General features: G+C 72.3%; 11 protein-coding genes. 8 read left to right on the forward strand and 3 right to left on the reverse strand.

All coding sequences use genetic code 11. The annotated features are described in order from the left end of the window. Positions 1–107: 107 nt before the first annotated feature. From I004_RS0112955 to I004_RS0112965, 3 genes are all read left to right on the forward strand, one after another. Positions 108–1,265 (forward strand): glycerophosphodiester phosphodiesterase, encoded by a 1,158-nt coding sequence (locus tag I004_RS0112955; RefSeq protein WP_028435854.1) that lies wholly within the window; start codon positions 108–110, stop codon positions 1,263–1,265. A gap of 109 nt (positions 1,266–1,374) precedes the next feature. Then, a complete protein-coding gene (locus I004_RS33700; RefSeq protein WP_486579979.1) occupies positions 1,375–1,968 on the forward strand; it encodes a sigma-70 RNA polymerase sigma factor region 4 domain-containing protein in 594 nt (197 codons plus the stop codon). A 117-nt stretch (positions 1,969–2,085) separates the two neighbouring features. Continuing rightward, a complete protein-coding gene (locus I004_RS0112965) occupies positions 2,086–2,604 on the forward strand; it encodes a GNAT family N-acetyltransferase (RefSeq protein ID WP_028435855.1) in 519 nt (172 codons plus the stop codon). Positions 2,605–2,611: 7 nt separating this feature from the next. Here the strand turns inward: I004_RS0112965 and I004_RS33705 are convergent, their stop codons facing one another. Next, complete coding sequence (locus I004_RS33705; RefSeq protein ID WP_197354998.1) at positions 2,612–2,998, reverse strand: hypothetical protein; 387 nt, start codon at positions 2,996–2,998, stop codon at positions 2,612–2,614. A 106-nt stretch (positions 2,999–3,104) separates the two neighbouring features. After that, positions 3,105–3,476, reverse strand: a complete 372-nt coding sequence (locus I004_RS0112975) for a hypothetical protein (protein WP_028435856.1) — start codon at positions 3,474–3,476, stop codon at positions 3,105–3,107. 673 nt (positions 3,477–4,149) lie between these two features. Between I004_RS0112975 and I004_RS0112980 the strand changes: the two genes are divergently transcribed. From I004_RS0112980 to I004_RS0113005, 5 genes are all read left to right on the forward strand, one after another. After that, complete coding sequence (locus tag I004_RS0112980; protein ID WP_028435857.1) at positions 4,150–4,800, forward strand: GNAT family N-acetyltransferase; 651 nt, start codon at positions 4,150–4,152, stop codon at positions 4,798–4,800. Positions 4,801–4,949: 149 nt separating this feature from the next. Next, positions 4,950–6,257, forward strand: a complete 1,308-nt coding sequence (gene cbiE, locus I004_RS0112985) for a precorrin-6y C5,15-methyltransferase (decarboxylating) subunit CbiE (RefSeq protein ID WP_028435858.1) — start codon at positions 4,950–4,952, stop codon at positions 6,255–6,257. A gap of 256 nt (positions 6,258–6,513) precedes the next feature. Beyond that, positions 6,514–10,569, forward strand: a complete 4,056-nt coding sequence (gene cobT, locus I004_RS0112990; protein WP_028435859.1) for a nicotinate-nucleotide--dimethylbenzimidazole phosphoribosyltransferase — start codon at positions 6,514–6,516, stop codon at positions 10,567–10,569. A gap of 281 nt (positions 10,570–10,850) precedes the next feature. Beyond that, positions 10,851–12,224 carry a uroporphyrinogen-III C-methyltransferase gene (gene cobA / locus I004_RS33710; protein ID WP_078511124.1) on the forward strand — a complete coding sequence of 458 codons (1,374 nt, stop codon included), beginning with the start codon at positions 10,851–10,853 and terminating at the stop codon, positions 12,222–12,224. A gap of 13 nt (positions 12,225–12,237) precedes the next feature. Further along, on the forward strand, positions 12,238–13,044 hold the full coding sequence (locus I004_RS0113005) for a TrmH family RNA methyltransferase (protein WP_028435860.1): 807 nt from the start codon (positions 12,238–12,240) through the stop codon (positions 13,042–13,044). Positions 13,045–13,308: 264 nt separating this feature from the next. On the opposite strand, the gene I004_RS40300 is transcribed toward I004_RS0113005, so the two are convergent. Beyond that, positions 13,309–14,931: a serine/threonine protein kinase gene (locus tag I004_RS40300; protein WP_078511126.1), complete on the reverse strand. Its 1,623-nt coding sequence runs from the start codon at positions 14,929–14,931 to the stop codon at positions 13,309–13,311. Positions 14,932–15,404 lie beyond the last annotated feature (473 nt).

Consider the following 15,404-nt stretch of genomic DNA (forward strand, 5'->3'; position numbering starts at 1 on the left):
CTAAGCCTCCCTCCCGTACGGGCGGCCGACCTACGATCGGCCAGTCGTCCGCCAGGACAGCCGCGTTCAGGCAGACGGAACCGATGGACACGAGCTGAGGAGAGTTCATGGGACAGGAGCAGCAGCCGGGTCGGAGACTCGTGCTCGGAGCGGCCGTGCTGGGCGCCGCCGGCGCCGCCACGGTCGGCACGGGCGGGAGCGCACTCGCGGAGGACAAGGACGGGGGACGCGGGAAGGACCGGCACGGCGGACGGCTGCCTGTGCCCGCTGTCATCGCGCACCGCGGTGCCAGCGGCTACCGCCCCGAGCACACCTTCGGCTCCTACCAACTCGCCCTCGACATGGGGGCGGACGTCATCGAGCAGGACCTCGTGCCCACGAAGGACGGGCACCTCGTCTGCCGTCACGAGAACGACATCACCGCGACGACGAACGTCGCGGACCACCCCGAGTTCGCCGGCCGCAAGACGACCAAGACCGTCGACGGCAAGGCGCTGACGGGCTGGTTCACCGAGGACTTCACCCTCGCCGAACTGCGCACGCTGCGCGCGCAGGAGCGCATCCCGCAGACCCGTCAGCGCAACACCCTCTACAACGGGCGCTGGGAGGTGCCCCTCTTCGAGGACGTCCTCAAGTGGGCGCAGAAGCAGGGCAAGCGGCGGGGCCGCCCCGTTTGGCTGCACATCGAGACCAAGCACCCGACCTACTTCCGCAAGCTCGGTCTGGAACTGGAGCCCCGGCTGGCGAAGCTGCTGCGCAAGTACGGGCGCCACCGCGCGGACTCGCCGAACTTCGTGCAGTCCTTCGAGCCCAGCAGCATCCAGAAGCTGAAGAAGCTCGTGGACTGTCCGGGTGTCTGCCTGCTGGACGCGCCCACCTCGCGGCCGTGGGACTTCGTGGAGGCGGGCGACCCGAGGACCGTCGCCGATCTGGTCAAGCCCGAGGGGCTGAAGTGGATGGCGCGCTTCGCCGACGGCATCGGGCCGGTGGTCGACCTCGTCATCCCGAAGAAGCCCGACGGCAGCCTCGGCGAGCCGACGACGCTCGTGCGGGACGCCCACGCGCAGGGCCTGATCCTGCACCCGTACACGATGCGCAACGAGAACACCTTCCTGCCGACGGAGTTCAGGAGGGGCACGGACCCCAACGCCTACGGCGACGCCTTCGGCGCGTTCAGCGCCTACTTCGCCACGGGCATCGACGGGATCTTCTCGGACAACGCCGACACCGCGCTGCTCGCGGCGGAGGACTTCCGCGCGGGCTGACCAGGCCGGCCCGTACGTCTGAACAACCGGCCGGCGGCGCTGTCACCCGCAGGGGTGGCATCGCCGCCGGCCGGCAACCGGCGGCCGTCTCCCGCACGTCCCGGCCTGCATGAACCACCGCTCCGCAGAAGTCGGCGCCCGAGCCGGCGAGACCGTCCGGGAAGCGCCGCCGACCGACTCCTCGTTCGCCGCGCTGCGACGGCTGGTCGCCGCCGAATGTGCGGCAGAGGCACCGGCCGCGGGCGAGGACCCCGAAGAGCTGCAACAGGCCGTGTGGCTGCGCTGGCTGGAGGCCGGGAGCCCGGTCGCACCAGCCGGTCCCGGCACTCCGGCCGGAGCCTGCGGGCACACCGATGCCGTGCCGTCAGCGCGATGGCTGCGCGACGCCGTCCGCGCCGAGGCACGGCGGGCCCGCCGACGCGTCAGACGCGAGATCCCGCTGCCCGACGGCGCCCTCACGGCCATGCCCGGAGCGGACACCACCGTCCTCGCCGCCGAGCAGCGGCACCTGCTCGCCGCGGCGGTGGCACGGCTTCCCGGTCCGTGCCCGGAGGTGATGCGCGCGATGTTCTCCGGCAGGGACCTCACCTACCCCGAAATCGCAGGTGAGTTGGGAATGTCACAGGGAAGCCTGGGCCCGGTTCGTTCCCGATGTCTGGGTTGCCTGCGCACAATGCTCGCGGCGTCGGATTGCGGTACGTGAACTTGGGGGAATGCTGCGGGGAGAAATCGACGTCACCAGGGCAGACAGCCCGGGCACGGCCACCCTCGAACCCGGCCCGTGCCCGGGACGCATCATGACTAGGGGAGGCAGGCGGACATGGGTATGAGCGTGACGATCTCCGCGGCGGCCGACGGCGACGCCGAACACATCCTCAAGCTCCAGTACCTGTGCTTCCAGAGCGAGGCGGAGGCCTACGGCGACTACGCCATCGCTCCCCTCACCCAGACCCTCGAGGGGCTGCGCGCCGAAATGGCCGCCGGCTGCATGATGGTGGCCCGCCTCGGTGACGAGGTGGTCGGCTCCGTACGGGGCGCGGTCGACTCCGACGGCACCGCTCGCATCGACAGGCTCTGCGTCCACCCGCGCCTTCAGCGGCACGGTCTCGGCGGGCGGCTCCTCGCCGCCATCGAGGACCGGCTCGCGGCGGAGCGCGACGCCAAGCGCTACCACCTCGTCACAGGAAACCGCAGCGAACGGAATCTGCGGTTGTACCGCAAGTCCGGCTACACCACGTCCGGCACCCCCGAGTGGGACCGGAAGGTGAAGCTGACGTCGATGACGAAGGACGTCTCAGGCGCCGCGGGCGGCTCCGCCGCTGCCGTGGCGAGCGCCTGACGGTGCCTCAGGCTGCACCGGCGCGGGAACGGCGCAGCCACAGCAGCCCCGTCACCGGCAGGATCACCGGGATGAAGAGATAGCCCATGCCGTAGTCCGACCACACGGTCGCGTCGGGGAAGGCGGACGGCTCCACAAGCGTCCAGGTGCCCACCGCCAGTACGCCCAGCAGTTCGACGCAGCAGCAGCCGAACGCCGCCTTGCGTGCCCTTTCGCCGCCCCGTACGAGGGAGAAGGTGATGAAGGCGTAGACGAGGGCAGCCACGGCCGACAGGAGATAGGCCAGCGGCGCCTCGTCGAACCGGGTCGTCAGCTGGACGATCGAACGGGAGGCCGCGCCGACGGTGAAGATGCCGTAGAGCGTGACGAGCAGCGTGCCGGGTCCCTTGCCAATGGGGGCCCGCCGCGCCGCCGGCTCCGGTGAACCGGCGTCGGCGGGGCCCTTGGGGTTCTGCGGTCTCCGGGCGTCCCGGGACTCGGGCGACTCCCGCGGTGATGTGTCAGGCGCCACGTCCGCCTCCCCAGATCTCGTGCAGCCGTGCCTGGAGCACCGCCAGCACCAGTGCCCCGGCCGCGACGGTGAGCGAACCCCACCTGGTCCGCTCCGTCAGCGAGATGAGGCCCACCACCGGGACGCAGGCGGCGACGGCGACCAGATACGACACGAAGATGAGCGTGCCCTCGGCGGCGTCGTCTCCGCCGGCGAGCCGCACGATGCCGACGACGAGCTGCACGAGCGCGAGTAGCGAGACCACCGCCATGCCGATGAAGTGCCAGTCCTTCGTGGGCTGGTCACGGTAGGCCGCCCAGCCGCACCAGACGGTCAGGGCGAGCGCGGTCACGGCGAGGGCAACGGTGAGCGGCGTGAACACGGTGCGAAGTCTAGGAGGGGGTCCGGACGGCGTACGCACCGGCTGCCCGCCGGGGCAGGGACAGTCGCACGCGGCCGGACGGCGGGCCCGCCATGAGGGCTGGCCGTCCATGCCCCGGACGGGGTCCCGGCTGATCGGGCACCCGGCCAGACTCTCCGACCTGACTGCGCACGAACGCGGGGAGTAACCGATTCGGCTCACGGCTGCGTCCGCGGGATTCATCGGCGTCTCGGCCCCGGCGCGTCCCACGTCCGGCGACGGACTCCGGGTCGGAGGTGCGCCGCCGTCAAGCACGGAACGCGGGACCGACCCCTGTGGGCGGAAACTCGCATTGCCGCTCAACTCGCCCCACCTGAGGCAACGCGTCGAGGAGCACGGCAAGGCGCGATCCTCCCGTGCTCCGGGCGGATGCCGGGCACCCCCGCCGGAAGCGTCCGGGGAAGCCGATGCAGGTGCCTGTATCGACAAGTCGGTATGCCGCGCCGCGTCTCGCCTGCGAAGGGCTCTCTGACACTGCGCACACACCGTCCGATGCTGCATGCTGTGCACTGCGGCAATCGTCTGGTGCACCCAGGACCCCCTGCCGGCGGTCCTCTCACAGCGGCCGGCAGACCCCGCGGTGGTCTTCTGGGGAGCGACACCCCCAGCCCCCTCGATCCGTATGGAGCGGCACATGACTTCGATCTTTCCGGACGTCACGATCAGCACGGACCGCCTCGTGCTGCGCCCGTTCGAGGAAGCGGACGTGCACTCGCTCACGGAGATGATGCGCGACGAGCTCGTTGCCGCCTGGACGACCGTGCCGGTGCCCTATCGGGAGGCCGACGCACGCAAGTTCATCCTGCGGCAGGCCCGGGCCGTGCGCATGGACGGTGACGGCATCGTCTTCGCCGTCGTCGAGTTCCTCACTCAGCGCCTCGTCGGACTCCTCCGACTCGACCACACCGACTGGCGCATCCTCGCGACCGAGGTCAGCTACGTCACCGCGCCTTGGGCGCGGGGCGAGGGATACGCCTCCGAATCGGTGATGGCGCTGGCCCAATGGCTCTTCCATGACCGCAAGTTCGAGCGGATGGAGCTGCGCACGGCGGCGGACAACACCGCCGCGCAGCAGGTCGCGCAGAAGCTCGGCTGCATCAGCGAGGGCGTGCTGCGCAACGCCTGGATAGCGCGCACCCGCACCGAGGACGGCGGCTGGGCGGAGATCCGCACCGACCTGCTCGTGTGGAGCCTGCTGCCCGAAGACCTCGACGGACTCCCGGAACAGCTCGCCGACGCGGGCGGCTACGCACCGTACCCGGACTGGTTGCACTCGCCCCGTTAGGTCCCGGCTCAGGGGCGCGGCCCCCGCAGGGGCAAATCCCGTCGTACACCTGCATATCCGGAACCGTCGGTACCCGGCCTGAGGGTCCGGCCGCCGCAGAGGTACGCTCGATGAGCCCGACCTGCGACGAGCCCAGGAGAGACGGACCGATGGCCGACCGCGTCACCGTGATCGGGTGGGACGGTTCGCCCTTGTCAAGCGCCGCCCGCTCAGCCCTGGGTGCCGCCACGCTCGTCGCCGGAGCCGCACACCATCTGCAGCTGCCCGAAGTTCCGTCCCGCGCCGAGCAGGTCAGGCTCGGCAGCGTGTCGCTCGCGGCGGAGCGCATCGCCCGCCACCGCGGCACCGCTGTCGTGTTCGCGGACGGCGACCCGGGCTTTTTCGGCGTCGTACGGACGTTGCGCTCGCCCGAGCACGGCCTCGAGGTCGAGGTGGTCCCAGCGGTCTCGTCGATGGCCGCTGCCTTCGCCCGTGCCGGGATGCCCTGGGACGACGCACAGTTGGTGGTCGCCAACTCCCGTACGCTGCGCCACGCGGTGAACGTCTGCCGCGCCCACACCAAGGTCGGCGTGCTCACGTCGCCGGGCGCCGGCCCCGCCGAACTGGCGCTGTTGCTCGGTCCGGTGCACCGCACGTTCGTCATCTGCGAGGCGCTGGGCACATCGCATGAGGAAGTCACAGTCCTCACCTCCGACAAGGTCGCCGACCATTCCTGGCGGGACCCGAACGTCGTGATCGTGGCGGGCGGTTCGACGGGTCCGGCACCGCATCACGGTCCGGCAGGATCCGCGACCGGTACCGGCCCGGGCCCCGGAGCCGCACAAGGCGGCCACGGCGGCGCATGGCTCGCCGCCCACGGCCCGGACTACCCGCCCGCCGTGCGCGGCTGGGCACTCCCGGTGTCGCACTACGCGGACGGCGAGACCGCCGGAGGCGAACGCGGCCCGGCGGCGCCCCCGCGTGAGAGCGAGTCGCAGCAACTCCGCGCCGGGCAGCTCGCCCGTCTGGGCCCGCGCATCGGGGACCTCGTGTGGGACATCGGCACGGGAAGAGGAGCCCTCGCCATCGAGGCGGCCCGCTTCGGCGCCGCCGTCATCGCCGTCGACCGGGACCTGGACGCGTGCGTCGGTGTCGCCGCCGCGGCCCGGCGTTTCGGCGTGCAGGTGGACACCGTGCACGGCACGGCACCTCAGGTCCTCGAGGATCTGCCGGAACCGGACGTGGTGCGTGTGGGCGGCGGAGGCGTCCCCACCGTGACGGCTGTCGTCGACAGGCGACCGGGACGCATCGTCACCCACGCCGCGACGCGGGACGAGGCCGAGGCGATCGGAAGAGCGCTCAAGGATGGTGGTTACACCGTGGAGTGCGCCTTGCTCCAGTCCGTGGAACTGGACACCGCGCAGTGGGTGGAAAGTGAACGAGCTGTCGTTTTCCTGCTTTCCGGTGTCCGGATCTGAATCTCTGTGGCCAGTGCGTGACGAAGCACGACGAAGTGCTGTTTCTCACCCCTCCGTGGACGGAGGTCGGCTCCGCCCCGGGTAGGCTGACCGATCGATGTGCCGCCATGCGGTGTTGACGGTTCGTCCGTCAATGTCCGGATGGCGCGTGGCTGGAGAAACGTGCCGCACCGTGTGCACGCTCGTTCTTCATCTGCGGGGCCCGCGGCTGTTCGCAGGGCTGGAAGAAGCACTACCGATGGGGCGAGGGGTACGCATGACTGACACCGGCCAGATCCCGGGTGAGGGGCAGCCGGAGAATTCAGGCGGGCAGCCGGACGGCCAGCAGCCGGAGTTTGCGGTGAACGGTTACCCCTACGCGGCCCATGGCGACGCCCTCGGTGACGCGCAGGGTCCCGGAGTCGCCTCCATGGACCCGGAGTTGCTCCTGCCGGGATCGCACGGTGCGTGGAACGATCCCCATGCGGTCGCGGCGGCCCAGGCCCATCCGCAGGTGGCCGTCCCGCAGGACGTGTACGGCGGGCAGGGCCCTTACGCTCAGCATGACCCGTACGCCCCTCACGATCCGTACGCCCCTCACGATCCGTACGCGCAGCACGATCCGTACGCTCAGCAGAACGCCTATGGGGAGATGGACCCGTACGGCGGGCAGGTGCAACAGCAACAGCCCATGCCGCAGGAGCAGTTCGTGCCGGCGCAGGAGCAGCCCGCCCACGTGCCGGGGCCGCATGAGACGGACGGACGTGACTCCGGGGCCATTGACTGCGGCGCCGTACGTGCCGCGAACCCCGAAGGCCAGGAGACCCCCGCCAAGGGCACCCGGCGCGCCCAGACTCCGCCCCGCCGGCCGCTCCACCTCGGCCCGCCCGTGCCTGAACAGTCCGGAGCGGTACGTCCGCTCTCGGACCGTGGACTCGGCGGCCGGGCCGGCGGTGCGTCGCAGAAGGGGGCCTCCGCGGAAGCTTCGCCGCAACCGCAGCCGGAACCGCAGGCACAGCCGCAGCCGGAGGCGCTGGCACAGCCGGAGCCGGAGCCGCAGCCGCAGCCGGTGCAGGCTCCGCCTCAGCCGCAGGCCGAACCGGCCCCGCAGCAGGGCGAGTTCGCGCCTCAGTACGACACCGCGGCGCCCCAGGACGCGAGTGCGACGTCCGGCGGTCTCGAGTACCTGGACTTCACCGAGGCCAATGCCGACTCGCTGCCAGGTCCCCAACTCGGGGCGCTCCCACCGGAGAACGAGATGTGGGCGGTCCCACCGGGGCAGCAGCTCGGTTCCGGGGAGGCGCCCGCTCAGGGGCAGGACGACGTGGCGACGGCGGGTCACCAACCGGCCGCCGTCGCTCGGGAGAACGCCCCTCAGCCGGTCGCGCTCCCTGAACAGTCCGCAGCGCCCGCTGAGTCCACTCCGTCCACTGAGCCCGCGATTCCCCAGATGCCGCCCGCTGTTCCCGAGGCTCAGACCCCTGTTCCCGAGGCGCAGACTCCTGTCGCCGACGCGCCCTCCGTCGTTCCCGAGGCGCCGGCCGCCGTTCCCGACGGCACCGAGCCGCAGCCGGAGGGTTCCGCGGCGTCCGGCCCGGATGGGGGCTCCGCAGCCGCAGCACCCGAGGGACAGGCGCCGGCGTCACGGTCCGGCGGCGGCCGGAAGCGGAAGCACCGCCGTGCCAAGAGCGAGAGCAGCAACGAGTCCACGGGCACCGGCAACACCTGGGTCTCGTCGCCGGGTTCGACGGCGGTGGAGGCCATCGAGCCCTTGCAGCAGGGCACAGCCACTGCTGTCGAGGGCGACGGCGCTGTCGCGCCCGCCCCAGAGAGTGCGCCGGACACGCAGGCGGCCGACCCGGCCGTGGACGGTGCGAAGATCCCCGCTCAGCACACGGGGGAGCCCGCCAAAGCTGAAGCCCTGCCGATCCAGGACGCGGTGCAGGACGGATCCGCCACCGGTGAGCCGGCGGGTGCGGTCCCGGGTATCCCCGCCCAGCAGGCCCGTCACGCGGATTCACCGGCGGGGCAGGGCCAGCAGGATCACCAGGGAGACCAGGGCCAGGAGGCCGCCGGCACCGGCGAGGGCGTCCCGGCAGCCGGCCCGCCGCCGGAGCAGCCGGAGGCCGGTGCCGCCGTCCCGAGACAGGGGCAGCACAGCGGACAGCCGGAAGCGGAAGCGGAGTCTGGGCCGGAGCCCGCCGCAGCGCAGGACGCCCAGGCCGTGCCTGTTCCCGCTCCTGCCCCGGAGCCGGAGCCGGCTCCCGAGACCGAGGCCGCCACGGCGGCGAAGGAGGACGGGAGCGCGGACTCCGCTACAGTGCCCCAACCCGCCGCGGACGCAAGGGAAGACGGCCCGCAGGCGGCCGCAGCCGCCCCCGCCGGCGGCGCGACCCCAGGAGGAGCCGTGGACACACCGGAGCCGTCCCCCGTGACGGACGTCCAGGCATCCGCCCCCGGGTCCGACCAGGAGGCCGAAGCAAAGCCCGGCCAGGAGACCGAGGCTGAGGCAGGCACGGAGACCGCTGCTGAGTCCGGGACGCAGCCGGAGCCCGCGCAGGAGACCGAGGCCCCGGCCGGCGCTCCTGAACCGGCCGGCTCCCCGGCCCCCGGCTACGCCGACGAGGAGCGCGAAGCCGTTCACCGTCTGATGCGCGAGCGCCGCGACATCCGCAACGGCTTCCGCCCCGACCCCATCCCGCACGAAGTTCTGCTCCGTGTGCTCGAGGCGGCCCACACCGCGCCCAGCGTCGGACACTCCCAGCCATGGGACTTCGTCGTCATCCGCTCCGAGGAGACCCGGCGTGCCATGCACGAGCTGGCCGAGCGCCAGCGCGACGCGTACGCCGAGTCCCTGCCGAAGGGCCGCGCCAAGCAATTCAAGGAACTGAAGATCGAGGCGATCCTCGACACCCCGGTCAACATCGTCGTCACAGCCGACCCGACCCGCGGTGGCCGGCACACGCTCGGCCGCCACACCCAGCCGCAGATGGCGCCTTACTCCTCGGCGCTCGCCGTGGAGAACCTGTGGCTGGCGGCCCGCGCCGAGGGGCTCGGTGTCGGCTGGGTCAGCTTCTTCGACGAGCGCGAAATGGTCCGCGCACTGGAGCTGCCCGAGCACCTGGAGGTCGTGGCCTACCTGTGCGTCGGCTACGTCGATGAGTTCCCACCGGAGCCGGAGCTGGCGCAGGCGGGCTGGTCCAAGCGCCGTCCGCTGTCGTGGGTGGTGCACGAGGAGTCGTACGGGCGCCGTGTGCTGCCCGGTGCCGAGCCTCAGGACCTGCTCTCCGACACCGTCGCCGCCATCCGCCCGCTGGACGCCAAGGCGCTCGGCGAGGCCTGGGAGCGGCAGAAGCGGATGACCAAGCCGGCCGGTGCGCTGGGCATGCTGGAGATCATCTCCGCGCAGCTGTGCGGGCTCTCCCGCAAGTGCCCGCCGCCGCTGCCGGAGCCTGCCGCCGTCGCCATCTTCGCGGGCGACCACGGTGTGCACGCCCAGGGCGTCACCCCATGGCCGCAGGAGGTGACGGGCCAGATGGTCGCCAACTTCCTCGGTGGCGGCGCCGTCTGCAATGCCTTCGCCAACCAGGTCGGGGCCGAGGTCTGTGTCGTCGACGTGGGTGTCGCGAGTGAACTCCCGTCCACACCAGGGCTGTTGCCCCGCAAGGTCCGTGCCGGCACGGCCGACATGACGCAGGGCCCGGCGATGACCCGTGAGGAGGCGCTGCGGGCCGTCGAGGTGGGCATCGAGACCGCGCGCGACCTGGTCGCCGCCGGCAACAAAGCACTGCTCACTGGCGAGATGGGCATCGCCAACACGACCGCGTCCGCCGTCCTCATCTCCGCCTGCACCGGCACCGATCCCTCCGAGGTCACCGGACGCGGCACGGGCATCAACGACGAGACGCACGCCCGCAAGGTCGAGGTCGTACGCCGCGCGCTCGAGGTCCACCAGCCCGACCCCGAGGATCCGCTGGGGATGCTGGCCGCTGTCGGCGGCCTCGAACACGCGGCGCTGGTCGGCCTCATCCTCGGCGGTGCCTCCCTGCGTACGCCCGTGATTCTCGACGGGGTCAGCGCGGGCGCCGCCGCCCTCGTCGCGCGCTGCGTGGCCCCGGAGGCGCTGGCCGCGTGCATCGCGGGGCACCGCAGTTCCGAACCCGGGCACGTCGCGGCGCTCACCAAACTCGGGCTGCGCCCGCTGGTCGACCTGGATCTGCGCCTCGGTGAGGGCACAGGTGCGCTGCTGTCGCTGCCCATGGTGCAGAGCGCGGCGCGTGCCATGCACGAGGTCGCGACGTTCGACTCCGCCGGAGTGACGGGAAAGGTCTGACCGCGCAGTACCCCGGCACCACGCACACGCGGAACCGCATGTACGTGGTGCCGGCGGGCATCCGTGTGCACGCATGGCTGCGCGGGGCCCGGCTGCGCGGGCCCGCGGCGACGTCGGCGCCCGTGCCCCCGGTGGTGATCGTCCCGCAGTGATCCGCGGAACAGCGGCCGCACGCCGCGAGCCATAGGCTGTACGCGAGTCCGTACGGGACGCCCCGACGCACCTCATCTGCCGCTCCAGCGCCGTAGCGGCCCGCCCCGCAAGCAAGGAGCCGCACCCGCATGCCCGAGTCCGAGTCCGTCACCGGGACCGGTCATCAGCCCGATGCCCGGACCGACCACCCCGCCTATCCCGTGGGACTCCGCCTCGCAGGGCGCCGGGTCGTGGTCGTCGGCGGCGGAAGCGTCGCCCAGCGGCGGCTGCCCGCACTGCTGGCCGCGGGCGCGGACGTGGTGCTGATCTCCCCCTCCGCGACCCCGTCCGTCGAAGCAATGGCCGACGCGGGTGAACTGACCTGGCAGCGCCGCTCGTACACCGACGGCGACCTGGACGGTGCCTGGTACGTGCTGATCGCCACCGACGACCCGGCGACCAACTCCGCCGCCTCCGCCGAAGCGGAATCGCGCCGGGTGTGGTGCGTGCGCAGCGACGACGCCTCGGCAGCGACCGCGTGGACCCCGGCCACGGGGCAGAGCGAGGGTGTCACCGTCGCCGTCTTGACCGGACGCGACCCGCGCCGCTCGGCGGCCGTACGCGACGCCGTCGTCGAGGGACTGCACACCGGCACTCTCGGCGCGCCCCGGCATCGCGGCCGCACCGGGGGAGTGGCCCTCGTCGGCGGCGGCCCCGGCGACCCGGAGCTGATCACGGTGCGTGGCCGCCGGCTGCTCGCGGAGGCCGACGTGGTCGTCGCGGACAGGCTCGGGCCGCGCGACCTGCTGGCCGAACTGCCCCCGCACGTCGAGGTGATCGACGCCGCGAAGATCCCCTACGGGCGCGCGATGGCGCAGGAGGCCATCAACGACGCCCTCATCGAACACGCCAAGGCAGGCAGATCCGTCGTACGTCTCAAGGGCGGCGACCCGTTCGTCTTCGGCCGCGGCATGGAGGAGGCGGAACAGCTCGCGGCGGCAGGTGTCCCCGTCACCGTCGTGCCCGGAATCACCAGCGCGGTGAGCGTCCCGGCCTCCGTCGGCATCCCGGTCACGCATCGCGGTGTCGCGCACGAGTTCACGGTGGTCAGCGGTCATGTCGCCCCCGACGACCCTCGGTCGCTCGTCGACTGGCCCGCGCTGGCGAGGCTGCGCGGCACGCTCGTCCTGATGATGGCCGTGGAGCGGATCGGCGCCATCGCCGAGACCCTGATGCAGCACGGCAGGGACTCGGACACGCCTGTCGCCGTCGTCCAGGAGGGGACGACCGCGACCGAGCGCCGCGTGGACGCCACACTGGCGACCGTCGCGGCGCGCGCCTCCGCGGAGCAGGTGCGCCCGCCGGCGGTCATCGTCGTCGGGGACGTCGTCTCGGTCGGTGCCGCCGTCTCGCGCGCGGCGGCGGCCGGGAACCCACCGGGAGCAGGAACGGACGACGACGCCACCGGCAGCGACGGCGGAACAGCTTCCCCACCCGGCGTGGATTCAGGGACCGGAAGCTGAACCGGGGCCGACCGTGGCTGAAATCATCCCTGTCGACGATCCGGACGACCCCAGGCTGACCGACTTCACCGGACTCACCGACGTCGAGCTCCGCAGGAGGCGCGAGCCCGCGGAGGGCCTGTTCATCGCAGAGGGAGCGAAGGTCATCCGCCGTGCCGCGGAGGCCGGTTACCCGATGCGCTCGATGCTTCTCTCCGAGAAGTGGGTCCCCGTCATGCGGGACGTCATGGACGAGGTGCGGGCACCCGCGTACGTCGTGAGTCCCGAACTTGCCGAGCAGGTCACCGGATACCACGTCCACCGAGGCGCGCTCGCCTCCATGGGACGCACACCGCTGCCCGCGCCCGAGACGCTGCTGGCGTCGGCGCGGCGCGTGGTGATCATGGAGGCAGTGAACGACCACACCAACATCGGCGCGATATTCCGCAGTGCCGCGGCGCTCGGCATGGACGGTGTGATGCTCTCGCCGTCCTGCGCCGACCCGCTCTACCGGCGCTCCGTGAAGGTGTCGATGGGCGCCGTCTTCTCCGTCCCGTACGCACGGCTCGGTGCTTGGCCGCACGGCCTCGCCTCCGTCCGCGAGGCCGGGTTCCGGCTGCTGGCGCTCACGCCCGAGGCCGAGGCGATCCCGCTCGACGATGTCGGCGCGCACCGGCTGCCGCGGGTGGCGCTGCTGCTGGGAGCGGAGGGGGACGGGCTGTCCCAGCGGGCGATGCGGGCCGCCGACGAACGCGTCCGCATCCCGATGGCGCACGGTGTGGATTCGCTCAACGTCGGTGCGGCCGCGGCCGTGGCCTTCTACGCCATGACGAGGACCTGAACCGGCCGGACGGAGGGGCGAGCCCGACGGGCAGCCGGCGGTCCTGGCGGAACAGAAACAGAGCGGCGGATCGCTGCTGGCCGCCGACTGCGGTACGGACTAGGACCTGTCCGGCGGATCCTCTCGGGCCCGCGACGCCTGGCACGCACGCTCGCTGCGTTGTCGGAGTCATCCGAGTACGCCCAGTACGAGGATGATCCTCCGCCTTGCGATCGCACGCACCAGGCGCCGCGGGCTGGTCCTCAAAGATCCGCCGGACAGGCCCTAGGGCAGTTCGCGTGCCGGCCGCACCCCGTCAGAGCCCTGAACCTCGTGTGCGGGGGCGACCGACGCCGGACGCTCGGGCCCCTGCTGTTTGCCGAGGCCGCGCGCCGGCCCCTGGCAGCCCTGCGCCGCAGCGATCCCGAGAGCCACGAGCAGGGTCACCGTCACGAACACGATCAGCCGCTGTCGCAGCAGCCTCCGGTCGACCACGCGCCGCGCCTGGCCTGGTCCGTGGTCGCGGCCTTCCGTGCCCGGCCGCCGGACCTGACCGGTGCGCCCGGCACCGGAGTTGCCGCCCGCGCGCGTGGAGGCCCGAGGAGCGGGACGGCTACCGGTCTTGGACGCCGCGGAACCCCCGCCGGTGCGGGGCGTCGAGGCGCGCGGCGATCCCACATGACCCTCGGCACCGGACGAGCCGTCAGAGGTGCCGTGGTCACGATGGTGCTCGCGATGCCGGTCCTTGCGGGGGCCGTCGGCACGCTGCCGTCCGCGTTCCTCGGACCGCCGCAGTCGGGGGCGGTCGCCCGGCGGCCTCGACCGGGGCACCACTCCGCCTCGGGCACCGGATCCGGCCGAACCGGCGGACGAGCTCGGCCTGTTGGCGTTCATATTGACGCCGGTGGCCCTGGTGGCCGGGCCACGCGTGCCTCCGGCCTGCCCGCTGTCGGAACCCGCTCCGCTGCCGCCGGTGCCCCTGCCGCCCGGCCGGTCGGAGCCGTACGAGCCGTGGGAGCCCGTCGAGGCACCACCCCTGCCCGCCGTGTCCGTACCTGCCGCACCGCCCGTCTGTTCCGAAAGGCCGCGCGCCTCACGAGCCGCGATCTCCTTCAGCCGGAGGGAGAGCTGAAGCGGGCTGGGACGCTCCTCCGGTGACTTCACCAGGCAGGCGTGGATGAGCGGAGCGAGCGCCGCGTGCACACTCTCCAACTGCGGCTCCTCGTGCACCACTCGGTAGAGCATCACCTCGGAACTGCCCTGTCCGAAGGGGGAGTCGGCGGTCGCCGCGTACGCCAGCGTGGCCCCCAGCGCGAACACGTCGGTCGCGGGGGTCACAAATGCGCCCCGTACCTGTTCGGGCGCCAGGAAGCCGGGGGAGCCGACGGCCGTGCCGACATGCGTCAGCGTGCTCGCTCCCGTCGCCCACGCGATGCCGAAGTCGATGATGCGGGGGCCCTTGGGCGAGAGCAGGATGTTCGACGGCTTGAGGTCCCGGTGCACGACGCCCGCCTCGTGCACGGCGACCAGCCCCTCCGCCAACGACGCCCCGATGGAGGCGACTTGGCTCGCGGGGAGGGGACCGGCCTCCGTGACCTTGTCGTGCAGCGACGGACCCGGCACATACTGCGTGGCGAACCAGGGCCTGTCCGCTTCCAGATCGGCGGCCACCAGACGGGCGGTGCAGCCTCCGCGGATCCGCCGTGCGGCGGACACCTCGCGGGCGAAGCGCGAGCGGAACTCCTTGTCCTCGGCGAGATCCGGACGGATCACTTTCAGTGCGACCCGCTGCCCCCGGCGGTCGGAGCCGAGGTAGACGACGCCCATCCCGCCGGCCCCCAGCCGCCTGTGAAGCCTGAACGAGCCGACGACTCGCGGATCCTCGCGTCGGAGCCGCATCATCGCCATGTGTTCCCCTGCCTGCGGTGGTGAGGTCTGCCTGCCCCAGCGGGGAGACCCCGACCGGTACGGGTGGACCCCCTGGTCGTTTCCTAGCGCGTCCGTCTGACGAGGCACAGCTTACGGACTGCTGCCACGCGGCGACGACAGGCCGCGCACGTGCCGCTCCACCTGTTGCCGGGGCAGGGAACCCGCCTGCCGGCTGGCTCAACTGGCGTGCACCGTCCGGACGGAGCCTCTACTGCGTCACCCAACGTCCTCTCCTCGCAAGCGACTTGACGGCCCGGAAGTCACCCGGCGAGCAGACGTCTGAATGTCCGGGCCGCCCTCCCCGGACGCGTGTACTGGAGGCCCGGAGGCGGGACTTGACGACGTGACAGCGTCGGAGCCAGTGCCAGGGTGGTGAGCGATGTCACCTGTTCACACGACCGGGTTCCCTCCCCGACGCAAGGGCCGTGCCGCACCCCTCCCACCGGCGCGTG

The sequence above is a fragment of the Streptomyces sp. TAA486 genome, from assembly GCF_000426165.1.

Excerpts from the sequence above, each read along its gene's own strand:
- I004_RS0112955 (WP_028435854.1), top strand. The coding sequence starts at position 108 with ATGGGACAGGAGCAGCAGCCGGGTCGGAGACTCGTGCTCGGAGCGGCC.
- I004_RS33700 (WP_486579979.1), top strand. The coding sequence starts at position 1,375 with ATGAACCACCGCTCCGCAGAAGTCGGCGCCCGAGCCGGCGAGACCGTC.
- I004_RS0112965 (WP_028435855.1), top strand. The coding sequence starts at position 2,086 with ATGGGTATGAGCGTGACGATCTCCGCGGCGGCCGACGGCGACGCCGAA.
- I004_RS0112980 (WP_028435857.1), top strand. The coding sequence starts at position 4,150 with ATGACTTCGATCTTTCCGGACGTCACGATCAGCACGGACCGCCTCGTG.
- cbiE (WP_028435858.1), top strand. The coding sequence starts at position 4,950 with ATGGCCGACCGCGTCACCGTGATCGGGTGGGACGGTTCGCCCTTGTCA.
- cobT (WP_028435859.1), top strand. The coding sequence starts at position 6,514 with ATGACTGACACCGGCCAGATCCCGGGTGAGGGGCAGCCGGAGAATTCA.
- cobA (WP_078511124.1), top strand. The coding sequence starts at position 10,851 with ATGCCCGAGTCCGAGTCCGTCACCGGGACCGGTCATCAGCCCGATGCC.
- I004_RS40300 (WP_078511126.1), bottom strand. The coding sequence starts at position 14,931 with ATGGCGATGATGCGGCTCCGACGCGAGGATCCGCGAGTCGTCGGCTCG.